The organism is Klebsiella sp. R390, from assembly GCF_051131745.1.
Lineage (GTDB): Bacteria > Pseudomonadota > Gammaproteobacteria > Enterobacterales > Enterobacteriaceae > Klebsiella.
In genome coordinates this window covers 2,355,257-2,373,716 of the sequence record NZ_CP180445.1, presented here as the reverse complement: position 1 = coordinate 2,373,716, position 18,460 = coordinate 2,355,257, and the positions used below count along the sequence as shown (strand labels likewise).

General features: G+C 55.3%; 17 protein-coding genes. 13 read left to right on the top strand and 4 right to left on the bottom strand.

The genetic code is table 11. From position 1 onward, the window contains the following. Nucleotides 1-81 precede the first annotated feature (81 nt). The 4 genes from ACMYSP_RS11035 (at nucleotide 82) to ACMYSP_RS11020 (ending at nucleotide 2,928) form a co-directional block, all read left to right on the top strand. A complete protein-coding gene (locus ACMYSP_RS11035; protein ID WP_434586794.1) occupies nucleotides 82-450 on the top strand; it encodes a diacylglycerol kinase in 369 nt (122 codons plus the stop codon). A gap of 138 nt (nucleotides 451-588) precedes the next feature. Continuing rightward, on the top strand, nucleotides 589-1,197 hold the full coding sequence (gene lexA, locus ACMYSP_RS11030; protein WP_004856448.1) for a transcriptional repressor LexA: 609 nt from the start codon (nucleotides 589-591) through the stop codon (nucleotides 1,195-1,197). A gap of 68 nt (nucleotides 1,198-1,265) precedes the next feature. Beyond that, complete coding sequence (gene dinF, locus ACMYSP_RS11025; RefSeq protein WP_434586793.1) at nucleotides 1,266-2,582, top strand: MATE family efflux transporter DinF; 1,317 nt, start codon at nucleotides 1,266-1,268, stop codon at nucleotides 2,580-2,582. A gap of 136 nt (nucleotides 2,583-2,718) precedes the next feature. After that, complete coding sequence (locus tag ACMYSP_RS11020) at nucleotides 2,719-2,928, top strand: CsbD family protein (protein ID WP_434587064.1); 210 nt, start codon at nucleotides 2,719-2,721, stop codon at nucleotides 2,926-2,928. 92 nt (nucleotides 2,929-3,020) lie between these two features. Here ACMYSP_RS11020 and zur read toward each other — a convergent pair whose 3' ends face one another. Next, nucleotides 3,021-3,536: a zinc uptake transcriptional repressor Zur gene (gene zur, locus ACMYSP_RS11015; protein WP_123757740.1), complete on the bottom strand. Its 516-nt coding sequence runs from the start codon at nucleotides 3,534-3,536 to the stop codon at nucleotides 3,021-3,023. Nucleotides 3,537-3,650: 114 nt separating this feature from the next. Here zur and ACMYSP_RS11010 point away from each other — a divergent pair, with 114 nt between their 5' ends. The 3 genes from ACMYSP_RS11010 to pspG all read left to right on the top strand — a co-directional run bounded on the left by ACMYSP_RS11010 (nucleotide 3,651) and on the right by pspG (nucleotide 5,626). Continuing rightward, on the top strand, nucleotides 3,651-4,139 hold the full coding sequence (locus ACMYSP_RS11010; RefSeq protein WP_123757741.1) for a cupin domain-containing protein: 489 nt from the start codon (nucleotides 3,651-3,653) through the stop codon (nucleotides 4,137-4,139). A gap of 103 nt (nucleotides 4,140-4,242) precedes the next feature. Next, nucleotides 4,243-5,241, top strand: a complete 999-nt coding sequence (gene dusA / locus ACMYSP_RS11005; RefSeq protein WP_434586792.1) for a tRNA dihydrouridine(20/20a) synthase DusA — start codon at nucleotides 4,243-4,245, stop codon at nucleotides 5,239-5,241. Nucleotides 5,242-5,383: 142 nt separating this feature from the next. Beyond that, nucleotides 5,384-5,626, top strand: a complete 243-nt coding sequence (gene pspG, locus ACMYSP_RS11000) for an envelope stress response protein PspG (protein ID WP_123757743.1) — start codon at nucleotides 5,384-5,386, stop codon at nucleotides 5,624-5,626. 406 nt (nucleotides 5,627-6,032) lie between these two features. Here pspG and ACMYSP_RS10995 read toward each other — a convergent pair whose 3' ends face one another. Then, nucleotides 6,033-7,016 carry a quinone oxidoreductase gene (locus tag ACMYSP_RS10995; RefSeq protein ID WP_434586791.1) on the bottom strand — a complete coding sequence of 328 codons (984 nt, stop codon included), beginning with the start codon at nucleotides 7,014-7,016 and terminating at the stop codon, nucleotides 6,033-6,035. A 66-nt stretch (nucleotides 7,017-7,082) separates the two neighbouring features. Here ACMYSP_RS10995 and dnaB point away from each other — a divergent pair, with 66 nt between their 5' ends. The 5 genes from dnaB to ACMYSP_RS10970 all read left to right on the top strand — a co-directional run bounded on the left by dnaB (nucleotide 7,083) and on the right by ACMYSP_RS10970 (nucleotide 12,778). Further along, nucleotides 7,083-8,498: a replicative DNA helicase gene (gene dnaB, locus ACMYSP_RS10990; RefSeq protein WP_434586790.1), complete on the top strand. Its 1,416-nt coding sequence runs from the start codon at nucleotides 7,083-7,085 to the stop codon at nucleotides 8,496-8,498. Nucleotides 8,499-8,643: 145 nt separating this feature from the next. Then, complete coding sequence (gene alr, locus ACMYSP_RS10985) at nucleotides 8,644-9,723, top strand: alanine racemase (protein WP_434586788.1); 1,080 nt, start codon at nucleotides 8,644-8,646, stop codon at nucleotides 9,721-9,723. 212 nt (nucleotides 9,724-9,935) lie between these two features. Then, nucleotides 9,936-11,129: an aromatic amino acid transaminase gene (gene tyrB / locus ACMYSP_RS10980; RefSeq protein WP_434586787.1), complete on the top strand. Its 1,194-nt coding sequence runs from the start codon at nucleotides 9,936-9,938 to the stop codon at nucleotides 11,127-11,129. A gap of 276 nt (nucleotides 11,130-11,405) precedes the next feature. Further along, nucleotides 11,406-12,119, top strand: coding sequence for an acid phosphatase AphA (gene aphA, locus ACMYSP_RS10975; RefSeq protein ID WP_434586786.1), 714 nt, complete (start codon nucleotides 11,406-11,408; stop codon nucleotides 12,117-12,119). 302 nt (nucleotides 12,120-12,421) lie between these two features. Continuing rightward, nucleotides 12,422-12,778 carry an MmcQ/YjbR family DNA-binding protein gene (locus tag ACMYSP_RS10970; protein ID WP_123757750.1) on the top strand — a complete coding sequence of 119 codons (357 nt, stop codon included), beginning with the start codon at nucleotides 12,422-12,424 and terminating at the stop codon, nucleotides 12,776-12,778. Here the strand turns inward: ACMYSP_RS10970 and uvrA are convergent, their stop codons facing one another. Further along, nucleotides 12,779-15,604 carry an excinuclease ABC subunit UvrA gene (gene uvrA / locus ACMYSP_RS10965; RefSeq protein ID WP_434586785.1) on the bottom strand — a complete coding sequence of 942 codons (2,826 nt, stop codon included), beginning with the start codon at nucleotides 15,602-15,604 and terminating at the stop codon, nucleotides 12,779-12,781. Between the two features lie 246 nt (nucleotides 15,605-15,850). On the opposite strand from uvrA, the gene ssb1 reads away from it, so the two are divergent. Further along, nucleotides 15,851-16,378, top strand: coding sequence for a single-stranded DNA-binding protein SSB1 (ssb1, locus tag ACMYSP_RS10960; RefSeq protein ID WP_434586784.1), 528 nt, complete (start codon nucleotides 15,851-15,853; stop codon nucleotides 16,376-16,378). Nucleotides 16,379-16,469: 91 nt separating this feature from the next. Here ssb1 and ACMYSP_RS10955 read toward each other — a convergent pair whose 3' ends face one another. Next, the gene (locus tag ACMYSP_RS10955) at nucleotides 16,470-18,020 is read right to left on the bottom strand and encodes a transglycosylase SLT domain-containing protein (protein WP_434586783.1); all 1,551 of its coding nucleotides are present in this window, start codon (nucleotides 18,018-18,020) and stop codon (nucleotides 16,470-16,472) included. Between the last annotated feature and the right edge of the window lie 440 nt (nucleotides 18,021-18,460).

The following is an 18,460-nucleotide window of genomic DNA, read 5'->3' as shown; positions in this document are numbered from 1 at the left end:
ACAGAAAGCGCGCAAAATTTCCGTTGCCACACGGCAAACGCGTACACTCATTGACGTCATTTACATAAAAAGGTTCTTTTGATGGCCAATAATACCACTGGGTTAACCCGAATTATTAAAGCGGCAGGTTATTCCTGGAAAGGGTTCCGTGCGGCATGGATAAATGAGGCCGCCTTTCGTCAGGAAGGCGTCGCCGCCATTATTGCCGTGGCGATCGCCTGCTGGCTGGACGTTGACGCTATCACCCGTGTGCTGCTGATAGGCTCGGTCCTGATAGTGATGATAGTCGAAATTATTAATAGCGCGATTGAGGCGGTGGTGGACCGTATTGGCCCGGAACACCATGAACTGTCAGGGCGTGCGAAAGATATGGGGTCCGCGGCGGTACTGCTGGCCATCGCGATCGCGCTGATCACCTGGGGGCTTTTGCTGTGGGCGCATTACCATTAATTCGCCGTCGGCTGTGATGGGTGAGCAGCGGTGTAAAAAATGGAAGATAGCTCCTGATTTTTGTGTGAAATTTGATTCCAAAATCACCGTTAACTGTATATACTCACAGCATAACTGTATATACACCCAGGGGGCGGGATGAAAGCGTTAACGACCAGGCAGCAAGAGGTGTTTGATCTCATTCGGGATCATATCAGCCAGACGGGCATGCCGCCGACGCGTGCGGAAATTGCTCAGCGCTTGGGGTTCCGTTCTCCAAACGCGGCAGAAGAGCACCTGAAAGCGCTGGCGCGTAAAGGCGCAATTGAGATTATCTCTGGTGCCTCCCGCGGTATTCGTCTGCTGACGGAAGAAGAACCCGGTCTGCCGTTAATCGGCCGCGTGGCCGCCGGTGAGCCGCTGCTGGCTCAGCAGCATATCGAAGGCCATTTCCAGGTCGACCCGGCGATGTTCAAGCCGAACGCTGATTTCCTGCTGCGTGTTAGCGGTATGTCCATGAAAGACATCGGTATCCTGGACGGCGATCTGCTGGCTGTGCATAAAACACAGGATGTGCGTAACGGCCAGGTTGTCGTGGCGCGTATCGACGAAGAAGTGACGGTTAAACGCCTTAAAAAACAGGGAAATATCGTCGAACTCCTGCCAGAAAACAGCGAGTTTTCACCGATTGTGGTGAATCTGCGCGAACAAAATTTCACTATCGAAGGGCTGGCCGTTGGCGTGATCCGCAACGGAGAGTGGCTGTAACACCTTCACCACGCAGCATCGTCTGATGGATGATGCTGCGCTGTCTTCTCTTAGTCAGGCTCTTTCCTATGCTCTTTCACGCCGCTGATAAAGCCCTGTGGCGCCTGGCGCTACCCATGATTTTCTCTAATATCACCGTCCCGCTGCTGGGGCTGGTTGATACCGCCGTTATCGGCCACCTCGACAGCCCGGTTTATCTCGGCGGCGTTGCGGTGGGGGCCACGGCCACTAGTTTCCTTTTCATGCTGCTGCTTTTCCTGCGGATGAGCACCACCGGTCTGACGGCTCAGGCCTTTGGCGCAAAAGACCCTCTCCGTCTGGCGCGGGCGCTGGTGCAGCCGCTGGGACTGGCCTTAGGGGCCGGTCTGCTGATTGTCCTGTTGCGGGCACCGCTGATTGACCTGGCGTTGCATATCGTTGGCGGCAATGAGGCGGTACTGGAACAGGCGCAGCGCTTCCTGGATATTCGCTGGCTGAGCGCGCCGGCCTCGCTGGCAAATCTGGTGCTGCTTGGCTGGCTGTTGGGCGTGCAGTATGCCCGCGCCCCGGTGATCCTGCTGGTAGTGGGCAACCTGCTGAATATTGTCCTCGACCTGTGGCTGGTGATGGGCCTGCACATGAACGTGCAGGGGGCCGCGCTGGCGACGGTGACCGCTGAATACGTCACCTTTATCATCGGGCTACTGATGGCAAGGCACGTGCTGGTGCTGCGTGGTGTGTCATTCAGCATGCTGAAGAATGCCTGGCGCGGGGATGTGCGGCGACTGCTGGCATTAAACCGCGATATTATGCTGCGCTCCTTGCTGCTGCAGCTGTGCTTCGGGGCGGTGACCGTTTTCGGAGCCCGTCTCGGGGGCGATATCGTCGCCGTTAATGCTCTCCTGATGACGATGCTGACCTTCACCGCCTATGCGCTGGATGGCTTTGCCTACGCCGTAGAAGCCCATTCCGGGCAGGCCTATGGTGCACGTGATGGTAGCCAACTGCTTGAAGTCTGGCGGGCGGCGTGCCGTCAGTCGGGAATGGTGGCGCTGCTATTTGCGGCGATCTACGCCGTGGCGGGGCCGTACATCATCGCACTGTTAACCTCGATCCCTTCGCTGCAGCAGCTGGCCGACCGCTATCTGATCTGGCAGGTGGTTCTGCCGGTGATTGGCGTGTGGTGCTATTTACTGGATGGCATGTTTATCGGTGCAACCCGGGGAGCCGAGATGCGAAATAGCATGGCGGTGGCGGCGGCTGGGTTTGCGCTGACGCTGTTGACGCTACCGGTTCTCGGTAACCACGGACTGTGGCTGGCGCTGGCGGTCTTCCTTGCGCTGCGCGGCCTGTCGCTGGCGCTGATCTGGCGGCGACACTGGCAGCACGGCACCTGGTTTTCATAATGGTTTGTCGCGGTTTTTATCGTGTTAATGGTTAAAGATTCCGAATAATAAATTAAACCCGGAATTCTTAACTATAGTTAACGTTATGTCCGGCACGCAGCGGGCTGTTAACCCACCGAACGATGAGGACTGAATGATGAACAAAGACGAAATCGGCGGTAACTGGAAGCAGTTGAAAGGTAAAGCGAAAGAACAATGGGGTAAGCTCACCGATGATGACATGACGGTCATCGAGGGGAAACGTGACCAACTGGTAGGTAAAATCCAGGAACGCTACGGATTTGCCAAAGATCAGGCCGAGAAAGAAGTGTCTGAGTGGGAACGTAAAAACGGCCACCGCTGGTAGCGGGGCACATCAGTGTTCTGACCCTTTGTTATTGCCTGCCCGTGCGGTACACGGAGGTGCCGACAACCCTGATTCCCGCTCTGGCGCAAGCCTCAGCGGGCTTTCTTTTTAATCAGAATCGTATGGTCATGCTGGCAGTGCCCTGGCGTACTACAGGCTTCGACTTCGACGCAGCCGGCACACAGACCATGCGCCTCAATCACGTTGTGACGCAGCGCGAAGCCCATTCTGGCCGCCAGAGTATGCATAATATCTTCCAGCCCTTCGGCACACTCTTCTTTCACCACGCCGCAGCGATCGCAGATAAACATCGCGGAGGTATGGGTCGGCTGATCGATCAGATGGCACAGCACGTAGCTGTTGGTCGACTCCACCTTATGCACGAACCCCTGCTCAAGCAAAAACTCCAGCGCACGATAGACCGTGGGGGGCTTAGCCTGGGGCTCTTTATCCCGGAGCAGGTCGAGCAGATCATAGGCGCTAATTGCCCCTTGCTGCAGGCTCATCAGGCGCAACACTTCCAGGCGCTGGGGAGTCAGGCGCACGCCGCGCTGTGCACAGAGCTTTTCAGCATGCGCTAACAATTCTTGCGAAGTGGTCTTATTCATGAGCATCCTCTGGCCGCCTGAGTGTGAAGTTGTTACTTTATCACGATCCAGGCAAAACGCCGAGAACCGGCAGCTTGTGCTATACCTGATGCATCTCATTTTCGGGAGAAAACGATGAAACGACCTGATTGCATTCGACATTGGCATGAACTCGAAGGGCCCGATGACGCTACTTACCCCAATAACCCAGAGCGCTTTTCCATCGGCGCGCCGTTGGCGCGTGGGTTACGGCTGAACCGGTTGGGGATCCATCATGAACGTTTACCGCCGGGCCGTCGGACTTCTTATCCCCACGCTGAAAGTGATGAAGAAGAGTTTATCTACGTGCTGGAGGGGTACCCTGAAGTCTGGATTAACGGCTATCTGTGGAAGCTGGAGCCTGGTGATAGCGTTGGATTTCCCGCCGGCACCGGCGTATGCCACACCTTCCTGAATAACACTGAACAGGAGGTGCGCCTGTTGGTGGTGGGCGAGGCGAACAAAAAATTCAATCGCATCTATTATCCGCTTAACCCAGAGTATGCCGCGACGCGTCAGGATCGCTGGGTCGACCATCCGCCGCAATTTTTCGGCCCGCACGACGGCAAACCGCGCAGGCGATAGCCCGTGTATCAGGTGCAAAGCACCCGCGCCGGCGCTATGCGCCTGTGCTGTATCTTTGTGCTATAGTAGCGCCCCTTTTTACCCGGATGCCTGTTTATTCGCCATGATGCCAGAATCAACTTCTCACGCTTTTGCCGCCCACCGTTTTTCCATTGCGCCAATGCTCGACTGGACAGACAGGCACTGCCGTTACTTCCTGCGTCTGCTGTCGCGGCAAACGCTGCTGTATACCGAAATGGTCACCACCGGGGCGATTATTCACGGCAAAGGCGACTACCTGGCCTATAGCGAAGAGGAGCATCCACTGGCACTGCAGCTGGGTGGTAGCGATCCGGCGGCGCTGGCACAGTGTGCGAAACTGGCGGAAGCTCGCGGCTACGATGAGATCAACCTGAACGTTGGCTGCCCGTCCGATCGTGTCCAGAATGGCATGTTTGGCGCCTGCCTGATGGGTAATGCCCAACTGGTCGCCGACTGTATTAAAGCGATGCGCGATGTGGTGTCGATTCCGGTGACGGTAAAAACGCGTATCGGCATTGATGACCAGGACAGCTATGAGTTCCTGTGCGATTTCATCAATACCGTTTCCGGGAAGGGCGAGTGCGAGATGTTTATCATCCATGCCCGTAAAGCGTGGCTCTCTGGCCTGAGCCCGAAAGAAAATCGTGAGATCCCGCCGCTGGATTACCCGCGCGTATATCAGCTCAAGCGTGATTTTCCTCATCTGACCATGGCGATCAACGGTGGTATTAAATCGCTGGAAGAGGCGAAATTGCACCTGGCGCATATGGATGGCGTGATGGTAGGGCGTGAGGCCTATCAGAACCCAGGGATCCTGGCGTCAGTCGATCGCGAAATTTTTGGCTGTGATGGAGCCGATGCCGATCCGGTTGCGGTGGTACGCGCAATGTACCCGTATATCGAACGTGAGCTGAGCAACGGTACTTACCTGGGCCATATTACCCGCCATATGCTGGGTCTGTTCCAGGGCATCCCGGGTGCACGCCAGTGGCGTCGCTACCTGAGCGAGAATGCGCATAAAGCCGGTGCCGATATTAACGTGCTGGAGCATGCGCTGAAACTGGTTGCGGATAAACGTTAATTTTTCACTAAAACCTGGTCAAATTCACCATGCCCTGCATAAATCATGCGGGGCATTTTTCTTTATATTCAATGTGTTATGTTTGGCATGATTTTTGTAATACCCAAAGAAGTTGCATAGACATTTCTTTGGGGAGAAGACGATGCTGGAACTCTTATTCGTTATAGGCTTTTTTGTCATGCTGTTGGTTACCGGCGTGTCGTTACTGGGTATTATCGCCGCCATCGTGGTCGCGACCGCGCTGATGTTCGTGGGCGGGCTGTTTGCATTAATGATTAAACTGCTGCCGTGGCTACTGCTGGCAGTTGTCGTGGTATGGGTGATTCGGGCGATAAAATCGCCTGCTGACAACCGTTATCGTGGGAATAACCGTTGGCGTTACTAAGGTATTGAGCGGTGCATCACAACCTGAAGATATTTGCATAAAACAGCGTAGGCTTTGCTTATTAAATCTGTCACTATTAGCGCGTTAATGAATTCATCGCGCTGTACCCTACATACAGCCGAACAAAAAAAAGTAAGGGCTTCCCAGGTGGAAGCCCTAAACTTTTCTCCCTCTCCCGTCATTCTTCAGACTACAGGGGCGTTGGCGACCTCGTTATTCGGCTCATCCATGAGCCTCACCCTTATCAGGGCCGCTGCTCGCAGCGTTCAAATCTGTTCCAGACAGATTTGTCACCCCAGTCACTGACTCTTGTCAGCTCCCGGGAATTCATTCTCTTGCCGCCTGCCTGTAGCCCGAATTATTTAGGGAGAGCCATCCGTCATATGCCTTCAAACGACAAACTGCCTTATGGCAGCAGCAGGCTTGAGCCCTCGGTGACACGACTTTCCAGCACCTCATGTGCGCGTCGGGCATCGGTCAGGGCATATTTCTGGCTGTCCGCTACGTCAACGTTAATTGCCCCACTGGCAATCAATGAAAACAGCTCGCGGCTGGCTTGCTCCAGCTCTTCACGGTTGGTGATATAACCTTGCAGAGAAGGGCGAGTGACAAACAGCGAACCTTTCTGGTTAAGGATCCCCAGGTTGACGCCGGTGACCGGGCCAGAGGAGTTGCCAAAGCTGACCATCAGCCCCCGGCGCTGCAGACAATCAAGAGACGCTTCCCAGGTATCTTTGCCCACGGAATCGTAGACCACATGGACTTTTTTCCCTTCGGTTATCTCTTTCAGGCGCTCAACGATATTCTCTTCGCGGTAGTTAATCACCTGCCAGGCGCCGGCCTGCTTCGCCCGCTGTGCTTTCTGTGCACTGCCGACGGTACCGATCAGCTTTGCGCCCAGCGCCTTCGCCCACTGGCAGGCAATCAGCCCGACGCCACCGGCGGCAGCGTGGAACAAGAACGGCTCTCCGGGTTTGATTTCGTAGGTTTTACGCAGCAGATAATAGACCGTTAGCCCTTTCAAAAACGAGGCGGCGGCCTGCTCAAAGGAGATCTCATCCGGTAACAGGGCCGCTTTGTCCGCCAGGACGTTGTGTACAGAACTGTAGGCGCCGAGGGACGATTGTGCGTAGACCACGCGGTCGCCCTGCTGGATATGGGTCACGGCGCTACCCACTTTGGTCACCACGCCTGCAGCTTCGGTTCCCAGTCCGCTCGGCAGGGACGGCGGCGGATAGAGACCGCTGCGAATATAAGTGTCGATATAGTTAATACCGATGGCTTTGTTTTCTACCTGGATTTCGTTTTCACCGGGTTCTGCGGGGGTATATTCCACCGCGTTAAGCACTTCCGGGCCACCATGTTTGTGGAATTCAATGCGCGTTGCCATGCTCCCTCCGTAAGAAAAATATGGTAATCTTTCGACCCACTCTTTATCTCGGTAACTCCATTCACTATGGCAGGAAATAAACCCTTCAACAAACCACAGACTGAACCCCGTGAGCGCGATTATCAGGTCGCCGGGTTGAAAGTACCGCCGCACTCGATTGAAGCGGAACAGTCGGTGTTGGGCGGTTTAATGCTGGACAACGAGCGCTGGGACGACGTTGCCGAGCGTGTGGTAGCGGAAGATTTCTACACCCGCCCACACCGCCATATCTTTGTTGAGATGGCGCGCCTGCAGGAAACGGGCAGCCCGATTGACCTGATTACGCTGGCAGAATCGCTGGAGCGTCAGGGGCAACTGGACAGCGTCGGGGGCTTTGCCTATCTGGCTGAGCTGTCGAAAAACACACCAAGTGCGGCGAACATCAGCGCCTATGCGGATATCGTACGCGAACGTGCGGTTGTCCGAGAGATGATCTCGGTCGCTAATGAAATCGCTGAAGCGGGCTTCGATCCGCAGGGCCGCACCAGTGAAGACCTGCTCGACCTGGCGGAATCCCGGGTATTCAAGATTGCGGAAAGCCGTGCCAACAAAGACGAAGGCCCGAAAAATATCGCCGATGTCCTTGATGCGACCGTAGCGCGTATTGAGCAACTGTTCCAGCAGCCGCATGACGGCGTCACCGGGGTGAACACCGGCTATGACGATCTGAACAAAAAGACCGCCGGCCTGCAGCCGTCGGATCTGATTATCGTCGCTGCGCGTCCTTCAATGGGTAAGACGACATTTGCGATGAACCTCGTTGAAAACGCGGCGATGTTGCAGGATAAACCGGTACTTATTTTCAGCCTGGAGATGCCATCAGAACAGATCATGATGCGTTCTCTGGCGTCGCTGTCGCGGGTCGATCAGACCCGCATTCGTACCGGCCAGCTGGATGACGAAGACTGGGCGCGTATCTCCGGCACGCTGGGTATTCTGCTGGAAAAACGCAATATTTATATCGATGACTCCTCCGGCCTGACGCCGACGGAAGTGCGCTCCCGTGCGCGACGCATCGCCCGTGAACACGGGGGTATCGGCCTGATCATGATCGACTACCTGCAGCTGATGCGCGTGCCGTCGCTCTCCGATAACCGTACCCTGGAAATCGCGGAAATTTCCCGTTCACTGAAGGCGCTGGCGAAGGAGTTGCAGGTGCCGGTGGTGGCGCTGTCGCAGCTTAACCGATCGCTGGAGCAACGTGCGGATAAGCGCCCGGTTAACTCCGATTTGCGTGAATCAGGTTCCATCGAGCAGGATGCCGACTTAATCATGTTTATCTACCGTGATGAGGTCTATCACGAGAACAGCGATTTGAAAGGCATCGCGGAAATTATTATAGGTAAACAGCGTAATGGTCCCATCGGGACAGTGCGTCTGACGTTTAATGGTCAGTGGTCGCGCTTCGATAACTATGCCGGGCCACAATACGACGACGAGTAAATCTCCGTCATCCTTCATGCCGCAGATGCGTCGACTTCGCCTGTTCACCCCGGTCACTTAGTTTACTAAGCTCCCGGGCATTCTCAGGCTTGTCGCCTTCCTGCAACACGAATGATTCAGGAGATTCTTTTATTAAGGAATTCAAATGCAAGCGGCAACTGTAGTCATTAACCGCCGCGCTCTGCGACACAACCTGCAACGTCTACGTGAGCTGGCGCCCGCCAGCAAACTGGTTGCAGTCGTGAAAGCGAACGCTTACGGACACGGTCTTCTTGAGACCGCGCGAACGCTCCCTGATGCCGATGCTTTTGGCGTCGCCCGTCTCGAAGAGGCTCTGCGCCTGCGTGCCGGTGGTATCACCCAGCCGGTCCTGCTGCTGGAAGGCTTTTTTGATGCCGCCGATCTGCCGGTGATTTCCGCACAACAGTTACAAACGGCGGTACACAGTCTGGAACAGCTGGAAGCACTGGAGCAGGCCGAACTGCCTGAACCGGTTACCGTCTGGATGAAACTGGATACCGGGATGCATCGCCTGGGCGTATTGCCGGAACAAGCACAAGCGTTCTGGCAGCGTCTGAGCCAATGTAAAAACGTACGCCAGCCGGTCAATGTGGTCAGCCATTTTGCGCGCGCCGACGAACCTGAGTGCGGTGCCACCGAACGTCAGCTGGATATTTTCACCACTTTCACTGAAGGCAAGCCTGGTCTGCGCTCCATTGCGGCATCGGGCGGGATCTTGCTGTGGCCGCAGTCGCATTTCGACTGGGTGCGCCCGGGCATTATTTTGTACGGCGTATCGCCGCTGGATAGTCCGTCTACTGGCGCTGATTTTGGCTGTCAGCCGGTGATGTCGCTGACCTCGAGCCTGATTGCCGTGCGCGATCATAAATCGGGTGAACCCGTGGGCTATGGCGGCACCTGGGTCAGCGAACGTGACACGCGTCTTGGCGTGGTGGCGATGGGCTATGGCGATGGCTACCCGCGAGCAGCGTCCTCCGGCACGCCGGTACTGGTAAACGGTCGCGAAGTACCGATTGTCGGCCGTGTGGCGATGGACATGATTTGCGTTGACCTGGGGCCGGATGCGCAGGACAAAGCCGGGGATCCTGTCGTACTGTGGGGGGAAGGCCTGCCGGTTGAACGCATCGCTGCGCTCACGAAAGTGAGTGCTTACGAACTTATTACGCGGCTGACTTCCCGAGTCTCGATGACGTTTGTGGATTAAACCCGCCGCTGCGCTTAGGGTTTTATGGCTCTGAAGGCGGGCGATCCGCTAGCCCGGCTAAGGCGTTTACGCCGCAAGCCGGGGAAACTGACCGTCCGCACCGCACTCGCACACGCTCGCCGTCGACTATCGGCCAACATCCTCTCGATCTTCTTCTGCTTCCGGTTTATTGTGTTATTTCCTGCCTCTCAGTAAACCCGGAGAAACATCGCGTGTTTCAAAAAGTTGACGCCTACGCTGGCGATCCCATTCTCTCCTTAATGGAGCGTTTCAAAGAAGATCCACGTAGTGACAAAGTAAACCTGAGCATCGGTCTGTATTACAACGAAGACGGGATTATCCCGCAGCTCCAGGCGGTTGCTGAAGCGGAAGCGCGCCTGAACGCGCAGCCGCATGGCGCCTCGTTGTACCTGCCGATGGAAGGGCTGAATGCCTATCGCAATGCCATCGCTCCGCTGCTGTTTGGCGCGGAACATCCGGTACTGCAACAGCAGCGCGTTGCTTCCATCCAGACGCTGGGCGGTTCCGGCGCATTGAAAGTTGGCGCTGATTTCCTGAAACGCTACTTCCCGGGCTCCCGTGTTTGGGTCAGTGACCCGACCTGGGAAAACCACATTGCCATATTTGAAGGGGCTGGCTTCGAAGTAAGTACTTACCCTTGGTTTGATAGCGAAACCAACGGCGTGCGTTTCGACGCGCTGCTGGAAAAACTGCAGACGCTGCCAGAACGTGACATCGTGCTGCTGCACCCGTGCTGTCATAACCCGACCGGCGCTGATTTGAACCATGCGCAGTGGGATCAGATCGCGGACGTACTGAAAGCGCGCAACCTGATTCCGTTCCTCGATATCGCCTATCAGGGCTTTGGCGCCGGCATGGACGATGATGCCTACGCGATCCGCACGATTGCCAGCACCGGCATGCCAATGCTGGTCAGCAACTCATTCTCGAAAATTTTCTCGCTGTACGGCGAGCGCGTTGGCGGGCTGTCGGTGGTTTGTGAAGACTCGGATACCGCTAACCGCGTGCTGGGACAGCTGAAGGCGACCGTGCGTCGCAACTACTCCAGCCCGCCAAACTTTGGTGCTCAGGTGGTTGCGATGGTGTTGAATGACGCCGCGCTAAAAGCCAGCTGGTTGGCCGAAGTCGAAGCGATGCGTACCCGGATTCTGGCGATGCGTCAGGAGCTGGTGAACGTTCTGAAAGAGGCGGTGCCGGATGTGAATTTCGACTACCTGCTGAAGCAGCGTGGGATGTTCAGCTATACCGGCCTGAGCGCAGCACAGGTCGATCGTCTGCGTGAAGAGTTTGGCGTGTATCTGATTTCCAGCGGTCGCATGTGCGTCGCGGGCCTCAACTCACGTAACGTTCAGCGCGTGGCGAAAGCGTTCTCTGCTGTGATTTAACACCCTGCAAATCTCTTGCCCTTTCCAGCCTGGTGGAGAGGGCAATGCCCTTCATGAAGTGTGATCATTCTCTTTTTCTATGACATATAAGCAGATAATCCTTTGCATCATGAGATGCCGGGGTTAAGGTCATAGCGGTTTGCTGATCAGCCACATAATTGAAAACTATAACGATTAGATTATTTTTATACACAATCATTCAAGTTATGCCGTAGTAGGAACCCGGTAAACTGCATAGCGGTTGCTTGAAGGATGACGTCTGAAGGGATATTAAATATGCGCAAGATGACTCTGGCCTTGTCGGCCATTTGCTTACTGTTCACGCTTAACGGCAGCGTTATGGCCCAGGCCTCTACGCCCCAGCCGCTGTCAACCGGCACCAACGTCGCCAAACTTGCTGAACAAGCCCCCATCCACTGGGTCTCCGTGGCGCAAATTGAAAACAGCCTGTTAGGCCGTGAGCCGTTTGCCGTCGGGTTTGATATTGACGATACCGTCCTCTTTTCCAGTCCGGGCTTCTGGCGCGGGCAGAAAACCTTTTCGCCCGGTAGTGATGATTACCTGAAAAACCCTGAGTTCTGGGAGAAAATGAACAATGGCTGGGATGAGTTTAGTATGCCGAAAGAAGTGGCGCGCCATCTCATTGCCATGCATGTGAAACGCGGCGATCGCATTTACTTTGTCACCGGGCGTAGCCAGACCAAAACTGAAACCGTCTCTAAAACGCTGCAGGATGATTTTTTGATCCCGGCCGCGAGTATGAATCCGGTAATTTTTGCCGGCGACCAACCGGGCCAGAATACCAAAACACAATGGTTAAAAGAGAAGAACATTAAGGTCTTCTACGGTGACTCCGATAATGATATCTCTGCCGCGCGTGAGGCGGGTGCTCGCGGCATTCGCGTGCTGCGTGCGTCAAATTCCTCATACAAACCGTTGCCGATGGCCGGGGCGCTGGGCGAAGAAGTGGTGGTTAATTCCGAGTACTGACGATCGGTTGCGATAACATCAGATAGCACAGAACACGGCAGCGCATAAGCTGCCGTTTTTTTGTACAAAAAAGCGGGCGGGGAGGTTTTACCTTTTCGCTTATTGCTGCACACTTAGAAAGACTCATTCGCGGCAAGAATCATTGGTGTCGCATCCGTCAATGCTGACGTCAGGCTCAACATCTCCGCGCGTCACCTGACACACTGCCTCTGCTGCGCCAGCACGCCATTGCCAGACCAGGGGAACATCGTATTCACGGCGCTTAGCGGCAGAACGTCGCGACGCCAACGGGGGAATAACAGATGACAATTTCGGATTTATTGCTGTACTGCATGGCGAAACCGGGCGCAGAACAAAGCGTGCACAGTGACTGGAAGGCGACGCAGATTAAGGTGTCGGACGTGCTGTTTGCGTTGGTGAAAGAGGTGGAGGATAAGCGGCCGGCGGTTTCGCTAAAAGCCAGTCCTGAACTTGCCGAACTGTTGCGGGAGCAGCACGTCGATATCCGCCCCAGCAGACATCTGAATAAAGCCCACTGGAGTACGGTGTTTCTTGATGGCGCACTGCCGGACTCACAAATCTACTATCTGGTCGATGCCTCATACCAGCAGGCCGTCCGGCTGCTGTCGGAACCGACCCGACAGCAGCTTTCACGCTGATTAACCCAGTAAAGGTTTAAGGAAGCGTGCCGTGTGCGAAGTCTCGCACCCGGCCACGGTCTCTGGCGTTCCGGAGACGAGGATTTCGCCGCCGCCGCTACCGCCTTCAGGACCGAGGTCAACGATCCAGTCCGCGGTTTTGATGACATCCAGGTTGTGCTCAATCACCACGATGGTGTTGCCCTGATCGCGCAGCTGGTGCAGCACCTCCAGCAGCTGTTGGATATCCGCAAAGTGCAGGCCGGTGGTTGGCTCATCGAGAATATACAGCGTCTGACCCGTGCCGCGCTTGGATAGCTCGCGCGCTAGCTTCACACGCTGGGCTTCGCCACCGGAGAGCGTGGTGGCCGACTGGCCAAGGCGGATATAAGTCAGGCCGACGTCCATCAGCGTTTGCAGTTTACGCGCCAGCGCCGGCACGGCATCGAAGAACTCGCGTGCTTCTTCAATGGTCATATCCAGCACTTCATGGATGGTCTTGCCTTTGTACTTAATCTCCAGCGTTTCACGGTTATAGCGCTTGCCTTTGCACTGGTCGCACGGCACGTAAATATCCGGCAGGAAGTGCATTTCGACTTTAATCACGCCATCGCCCTGGCAGGCTTCGCAGCGCCCGCCGCGAACGTTAAAGCTGAAGCGCCCCGGCGTGTAGCCGCGCGAGCGTGATTCCGGCACGCCGGCGAACAGTTCACGAACCGGCGTGAAGACCCCGGTGTAGGTTGCCGGGTTCGAACGCGGCGTCCGGCCAATCGGGCTTTGGTCGATATCGATGACCTTATCGAAGTGTTCCAGGCCCTGCACATCGCGATAGGGCGCCGGTTCGACAATGGTCGCGCCGTTAAGCTGGCGCTGGGCAATCGGAAACAGGGTGTCGTTGATCAGCGTCGACTTACCCGAGCCGGAGACTCCGGTAATACAGGTAAACAGCCCTACCGGCAGCGTCAGGGTCACGTCTTTCAGGTTGTTGCCGCGGGCGCCGGTCAGCTTCAGCACTTTTTCCGGGTCGGCCGGTACGCGCTGCTTCGGCACTTCAATTTTGCGTTTGCCGCTCATGTACTGGCCGGTCAGGGATTCCGGGACCGCCATGATCGCTTCCAGCGTCCCTTCCGCCACCACCTGGCCGCCGTGAACCCCGGCGCCAGGGCCGATATCGATCACGTGGTCCGCGGCGCGGATGGCGTCTTCGTCATGCTCGACGACAATCACCGTATTCCCGAGGTTACGCAGATGAACCAGCGTCCCGAGCAGACGCTCGTTGTCACGCTGATGCAGGCCGATGGAAGGCTCATCCAGGACGTACATTACGCCAACCAACCCGGCACCAATCTGGCTGGCCAGGCGAATACGTTGGGCTTCACCGCCGGAGAGCGTTTCTGCTGAACGCGAGAGCGTCAGGTAGTTCAGGCCGACGTTAACGAGGAACTTCAGGCGGTCGCCGATCTCTTTCAGCACTTTTTCGGCGATTTGCGCCCGCTGGCCGGAGAGCTTCAGGTTAGTGAAGAAATCCATCGCATGGCCAATGCTCATATCGGAAATGGTCGGCAGCGGCGTGTTCTCGACGAACACATGACGGGCTTCGCGACGCAGACGGGTACCGTTACAGCTGGTACACGGACGATTGCTGATGAACTTCGCCAGCTCTTCACGCACCGCGCTGGATTCGGTCTCTTTGTAGCGGCGCTCCATATTATGCAGCACGCCTTCGAACGGATGGCGGCGTACCGAGGTGTCGCCCCGATCGTTCATATATTTAAATTCAATATTCTCTTTGCCTGAGCCATACAAAATGACCTTTTGCACGTCGGCACTGAGGGTTCCCCAGGGGGCTTCGATATCGAATTTATAGTGCTCTGCCAGCGATTTCAGCATCTGGAAGTAGTAAAAATTACGCCGATCCCAGCCGCGGATCGCGCCGCCTGCCAGCGACAGTTCGACGTTCTGAATCACGCGTTCAGGATCGAAGTACTGCTGGACGCCCAGGCCGTCACAGGTTGGGCAGGCCCCCGCCGGGTTGTTGAATGAAAACAGGCGCGGTTCCAGCTCACGCATGCTGTAGCCGCAAATCGGACAGGCGAAGTTGGCAGAGAACAGCAGCTCTTCCGCTTTGGTGTCGTCCATATTGGCGACAATGGCGGTACCGCCGGAGAGATCGAGGGCGGTTTCGAAAGATTCGGCCAGGCGTTGTGACAGATCGTCGCGCACTTTAAAACGGTCGATAACCACTTCGATGGTGTGTTTCTTTTGCAGCTCCAGCTTCGGTGGATCCGAGAGATCGCAGACTTCGCCGTCGATCCTCGCGCGGATATAGCCCTGACTGGCGAGGTTTTCCAGCGTTTTGGTATGCTCACCTTTACGCTCTTTAATAATCGGTGCCAGCAGCATCAGGCGTTGGCCTTCTGGCTGAGAGAGTACGTTGTCGACCATCTGGCTGACGGTCTGTGCCGCCAGAGGGACATCGTGATCCGGGCAACGCGGTTCACCGACGCGCGCGTAGAGCAGACGCAGATAGTCGTGAATTTCGGTGATGGTGCCGACGGTGGAACGCGGATTATGGGACGTTGATTTCTGTTCGATGGAAATCGCAGGCGACAGCCCTTCAATATGATCGACGTCCGGTTTCTCCATCAGCGACAGAAACTGGCGCGCATAGGCAGAAAGCGACTCAACGTAACGGCGCTGTCCTTCGGCATACAGCGTGTCGAAAGCCAGTGATGATTTGCCTGATCCTGACAGCCCGGTGACGACAATGAGTTTGTCGCGTGGGATGACGAGGTTGATGTTTTTGAGATTATGGGTGCGGGCGCCCCGAACTTCGATCTTATCCATTCACCTTTCCCGGTAGATACGCGGATTGCCTGGTTTGTTAGAAGGACAAACGGCAGAAACGGCTAATTATGACACAATTTAACCTGTTTGAATATACAGTATTGGAATGCATTTTCCGATGGGATATGCAAAAATGTCAGACCGCGAGAGATATCTGGAAGCTTCTTCGCAGCTATCAAAAGACCACCTGGAAATGGTACACTCGCGCGTTTACACTATTAAGAAACGCATTCAGGAGACACAAACATGGCCAGCAGAGGCGTAAATAAGGTGATTCTCGTCGGTAATCTGGGCCAGGACCCGGAAGTACGCTACATGCCGAGTGGTGGCGCAGTTGCCAACATTACGCTGGCTACTTCCGAATCCTGGCGTGATAAAGCGACCGGTGAGATGAAAGAGCAGACTGAATGGCACCGCGTTGTGCTGTTCGGCAAACTGGCTGAAGTCGCTGGTGAATACCTGCGTAAAGGCTCGCAGGTTTACATTGAAGGTCAGCTGCGTACCCGTAAATGGACCGATCAGTCCGGTGCCGAGAAGTACACCACGGAGGTTGTGGTCAACGTCGGTGGCACCATGCAGATGCTGGGCGGCCGTCAGGGTGGTGGCGCTCCGGCAGCGGGTGGCCAGCAGCAGGGCGGTTGGGGTCAGCCTCAGCAGCCGCAGGGTGGCAGCAACCAGTTCAGCGGCGGCGCACAGTCTCGTCCGCAGCAGCAGGCGCCAGCCGCACCGTCTAATGAACCGCCGATCGATTTTGATGACGATATCCCGTTCTGAGGCCAGCCTTAGTCGCGGTTGTTAGCAAATGATAAAAAGCCCCGTTTATCGGGGCTTTTTTTATACCTGTCGATCGCTCATCTGTCCCGACTTACTGCGTGGCAGGCGTAGCCTTGGCCTTCGCGTCTGCGTCCACAGGGCTGGCTTTCGCGGTAGCCTGCTGCTTACGCGCCATCTCATCGATGATCAGCCGGTAGGCGATGTAGTACTTATAGATATTGCTGACGTAGGTCACCGTCTCGGAACCGATCTTTTCCGCGGCCAGGTACTCGACGTTGCCAAACCAGATATTAGGGTCAAAACCGCGTTTTTGGGTCTCTGTACGTAAACGGGCTATCCGCGCCGGGCCGGCGTTATAAGAGGCGAATGAAAAGAGCGCCTTATCGAGTTTCGTCATCGGCTCGTCACCATAGTAGCGATCGATCATCCAGCGCATGTATTTCACCCCGGCATGGATATTCGGATCCAGCTTGTTGATATCTCCAACTTTGAGCTCTTTGCCGGTCCGCGGCATCACCTGCATCACCCCGATGGCGCCGACGTGACTGCGAACCGATTGATTAAGGCGTGATTCCTGATAGCCCTGCGCCGCCATTAACAGCCAGTCGACATCATACTCATCGCCATATTTACGGAAGATATCCACCATGGTTAAAAATTTGCGTCTCTCCTTCTGGGCGGCGGCATTTTTGACATATTTCGCGTCTTTCAGGTAGCGAAGCAGAATCGTATTGCCCAGCTTGCTGCCCTGACCGTTGGCTTTGATAAAGCTATTCAGCGAGGCGAGAAGCTGTGGGCTGTTCTTACGTACCGCCCAGCCGATGCTGGCATCGTCGCGTAGCACAATATCCTTGTGGACCTGAATTTTGGGGAAAACCTGCTGCCAGAACAGCGCGATATGGCGGTCAACGACGGTCAGTGGGATCAGGCCGGCGTTCAGCATTTCAATCAGATCTTCATCCTCGAGCGATTCCGGAACGGTTTCGATAATTACCGGTGGCTGCGAAGCTTTGGCCAGGCGTGCGTTGAGGGCTAGCAGACTCTGGTAATAGCTGGAGGACTGGCGCACATAGACTTTCTTACCAGAAAGCTGCTCGAGACTGCTTACCGCCGGGGTTCCCGGGGCGCTCAGCAGCAGCTCCTGGACGTTGGCGTAGACCGGCGCAGTGAAGTCCGCCAGCTGTTTACGCTCATCGGTCATGGTGAGGTTGGCGGCGATAATATCGCCTCTGCCAGCCTCGAGCTCGCTGAAGAGCCGGTCGCGGGCTACGGGAACAAAGACGATGCGCACCTTCAGATGGCGATGCCTGAGCTTCTGCTCTTTCATCAGCTGTTGGTTAAGGCTGCGTTCGTACTCGATAAAAATATCATGCGTTGCTCCGCGCTGGGTGCCTTTATCGATAAAGAAAAAGGTCTTGCTGTAGGTCGTTAATACCCGGATCACCCGCCGGTCGAGCATGCCGGGTAGATCGCCTTTCCAGGGCTTCAGCATCTCTTCCGTATGGACTTCCAGCGTCTCTCGTTCCTCATCGGACGGCGGTTTCTTTTCTGTGGACGCCGCAGAAACTACGGCGGTGAACAGCAGGGTCGCAAGGCAGGCAAAGCAGACGATAGCGTATCGGGAAAACGAAAGGATGTTCATGGAGTGACGCTCCGCAGATGCATCCTTTTATTTTAGCCAACTCTACGCCGTTAGCCCGTGCCTTTACCGGATAAAATGTGAGAGTTCGGCAAGCCATCCCTGACCTGTTTCCCGCTGCGCTGGGAAATATTTTCCACCAACAATATACGAGACCTATGACCATTAAATACGGGATAAGCATATAAATGGCCATTAATCATTGTGAAGACAATATGAGTAAATAATGTTTATTTTGTGATTGTGTTATTAATTTTATTAAATTAGTCACCTGTTGATTTATTTTTCGTTTTTTCTATCCTGTTGTTTTACTGCGTTAATCTAAAAATGGCAGGGTTATTTAATATTATCAACTTGATAATGAATCTCATTTCTAATAACGTGATGGAGCACAATAATCATATTCAGGGCTGATCGGAAAACGCTATCTAAGAATAGTGCGG

Bases quoted from the DNA above. Each gene is read 5' to 3' on its own strand.
- ssb1 (WP_434586784.1), top strand. From the start codon at position 15,851: ATGGCCAGCAGAGGCGTAAATAAGGTGATTCTCGTCGGTAATCTGGGC.
- ACMYSP_RS10955 (WP_434586783.1), bottom strand. From the start codon at position 18,020: ATGAACATCCTTTCGTTTTCCCGATACGCTATCGTCTGCTTTGCCTGC.
- dusA (WP_434586792.1), top strand. From the start codon at position 4,243: ATGATGCCAGAATCAACTTCTCACGCTTTTGCCGCCCACCGTTTTTCC.
- ACMYSP_RS11035 (WP_434586794.1), top strand. From the start codon at position 82: ATGGCCAATAATACCACTGGGTTAACCCGAATTATTAAAGCGGCAGGT.
- aphA (WP_434586786.1), top strand. From the start codon at position 11,406: ATGCGCAAGATGACTCTGGCCTTGTCGGCCATTTGCTTACTGTTCACG.
- alr (WP_434586788.1), top strand. From the start codon at position 8,644: ATGCAAGCGGCAACTGTAGTCATTAACCGCCGCGCTCTGCGACACAAC.
- zur (WP_123757740.1), bottom strand. From the start codon at position 3,536: ATGAATAAGACCACTTCGCAAGAATTGTTAGCGCATGCTGAAAAGCTC.
- ACMYSP_RS11010 (WP_123757741.1), top strand. From the start codon at position 3,651: ATGAAACGACCTGATTGCATTCGACATTGGCATGAACTCGAAGGGCCC.
- uvrA (WP_434586785.1), bottom strand. From the start codon at position 15,604: ATGGATAAGATCGAAGTTCGGGGCGCCCGCACCCATAATCTCAAAAAC.
- ACMYSP_RS10995 (WP_434586791.1), bottom strand. From the start codon at position 7,016: ATGGCAACGCGCATTGAATTCCACAAACATGGTGGCCCGGAAGTGCTT.
- dinF (WP_434586793.1), top strand. From the start codon at position 1,266: ATGCTCTTTCACGCCGCTGATAAAGCCCTGTGGCGCCTGGCGCTACCC.
- ACMYSP_RS10970 (WP_123757750.1), top strand. From the start codon at position 12,422: ATGACAATTTCGGATTTATTGCTGTACTGCATGGCGAAACCGGGCGCA.
- ACMYSP_RS11020 (WP_434587064.1), top strand. From the start codon at position 2,719: ATGAACAAAGACGAAATCGGCGGTAACTGGAAGCAGTTGAAAGGTAAA.
- dnaB (WP_434586790.1), top strand. From the start codon at position 7,083: ATGGCAGGAAATAAACCCTTCAACAAACCACAGACTGAACCCCGTGAG.
- lexA (WP_004856448.1), top strand. From the start codon at position 589: ATGAAAGCGTTAACGACCAGGCAGCAAGAGGTGTTTGATCTCATTCGG.
- pspG (WP_123757743.1), top strand. From the start codon at position 5,384: ATGCTGGAACTCTTATTCGTTATAGGCTTTTTTGTCATGCTGTTGGTT.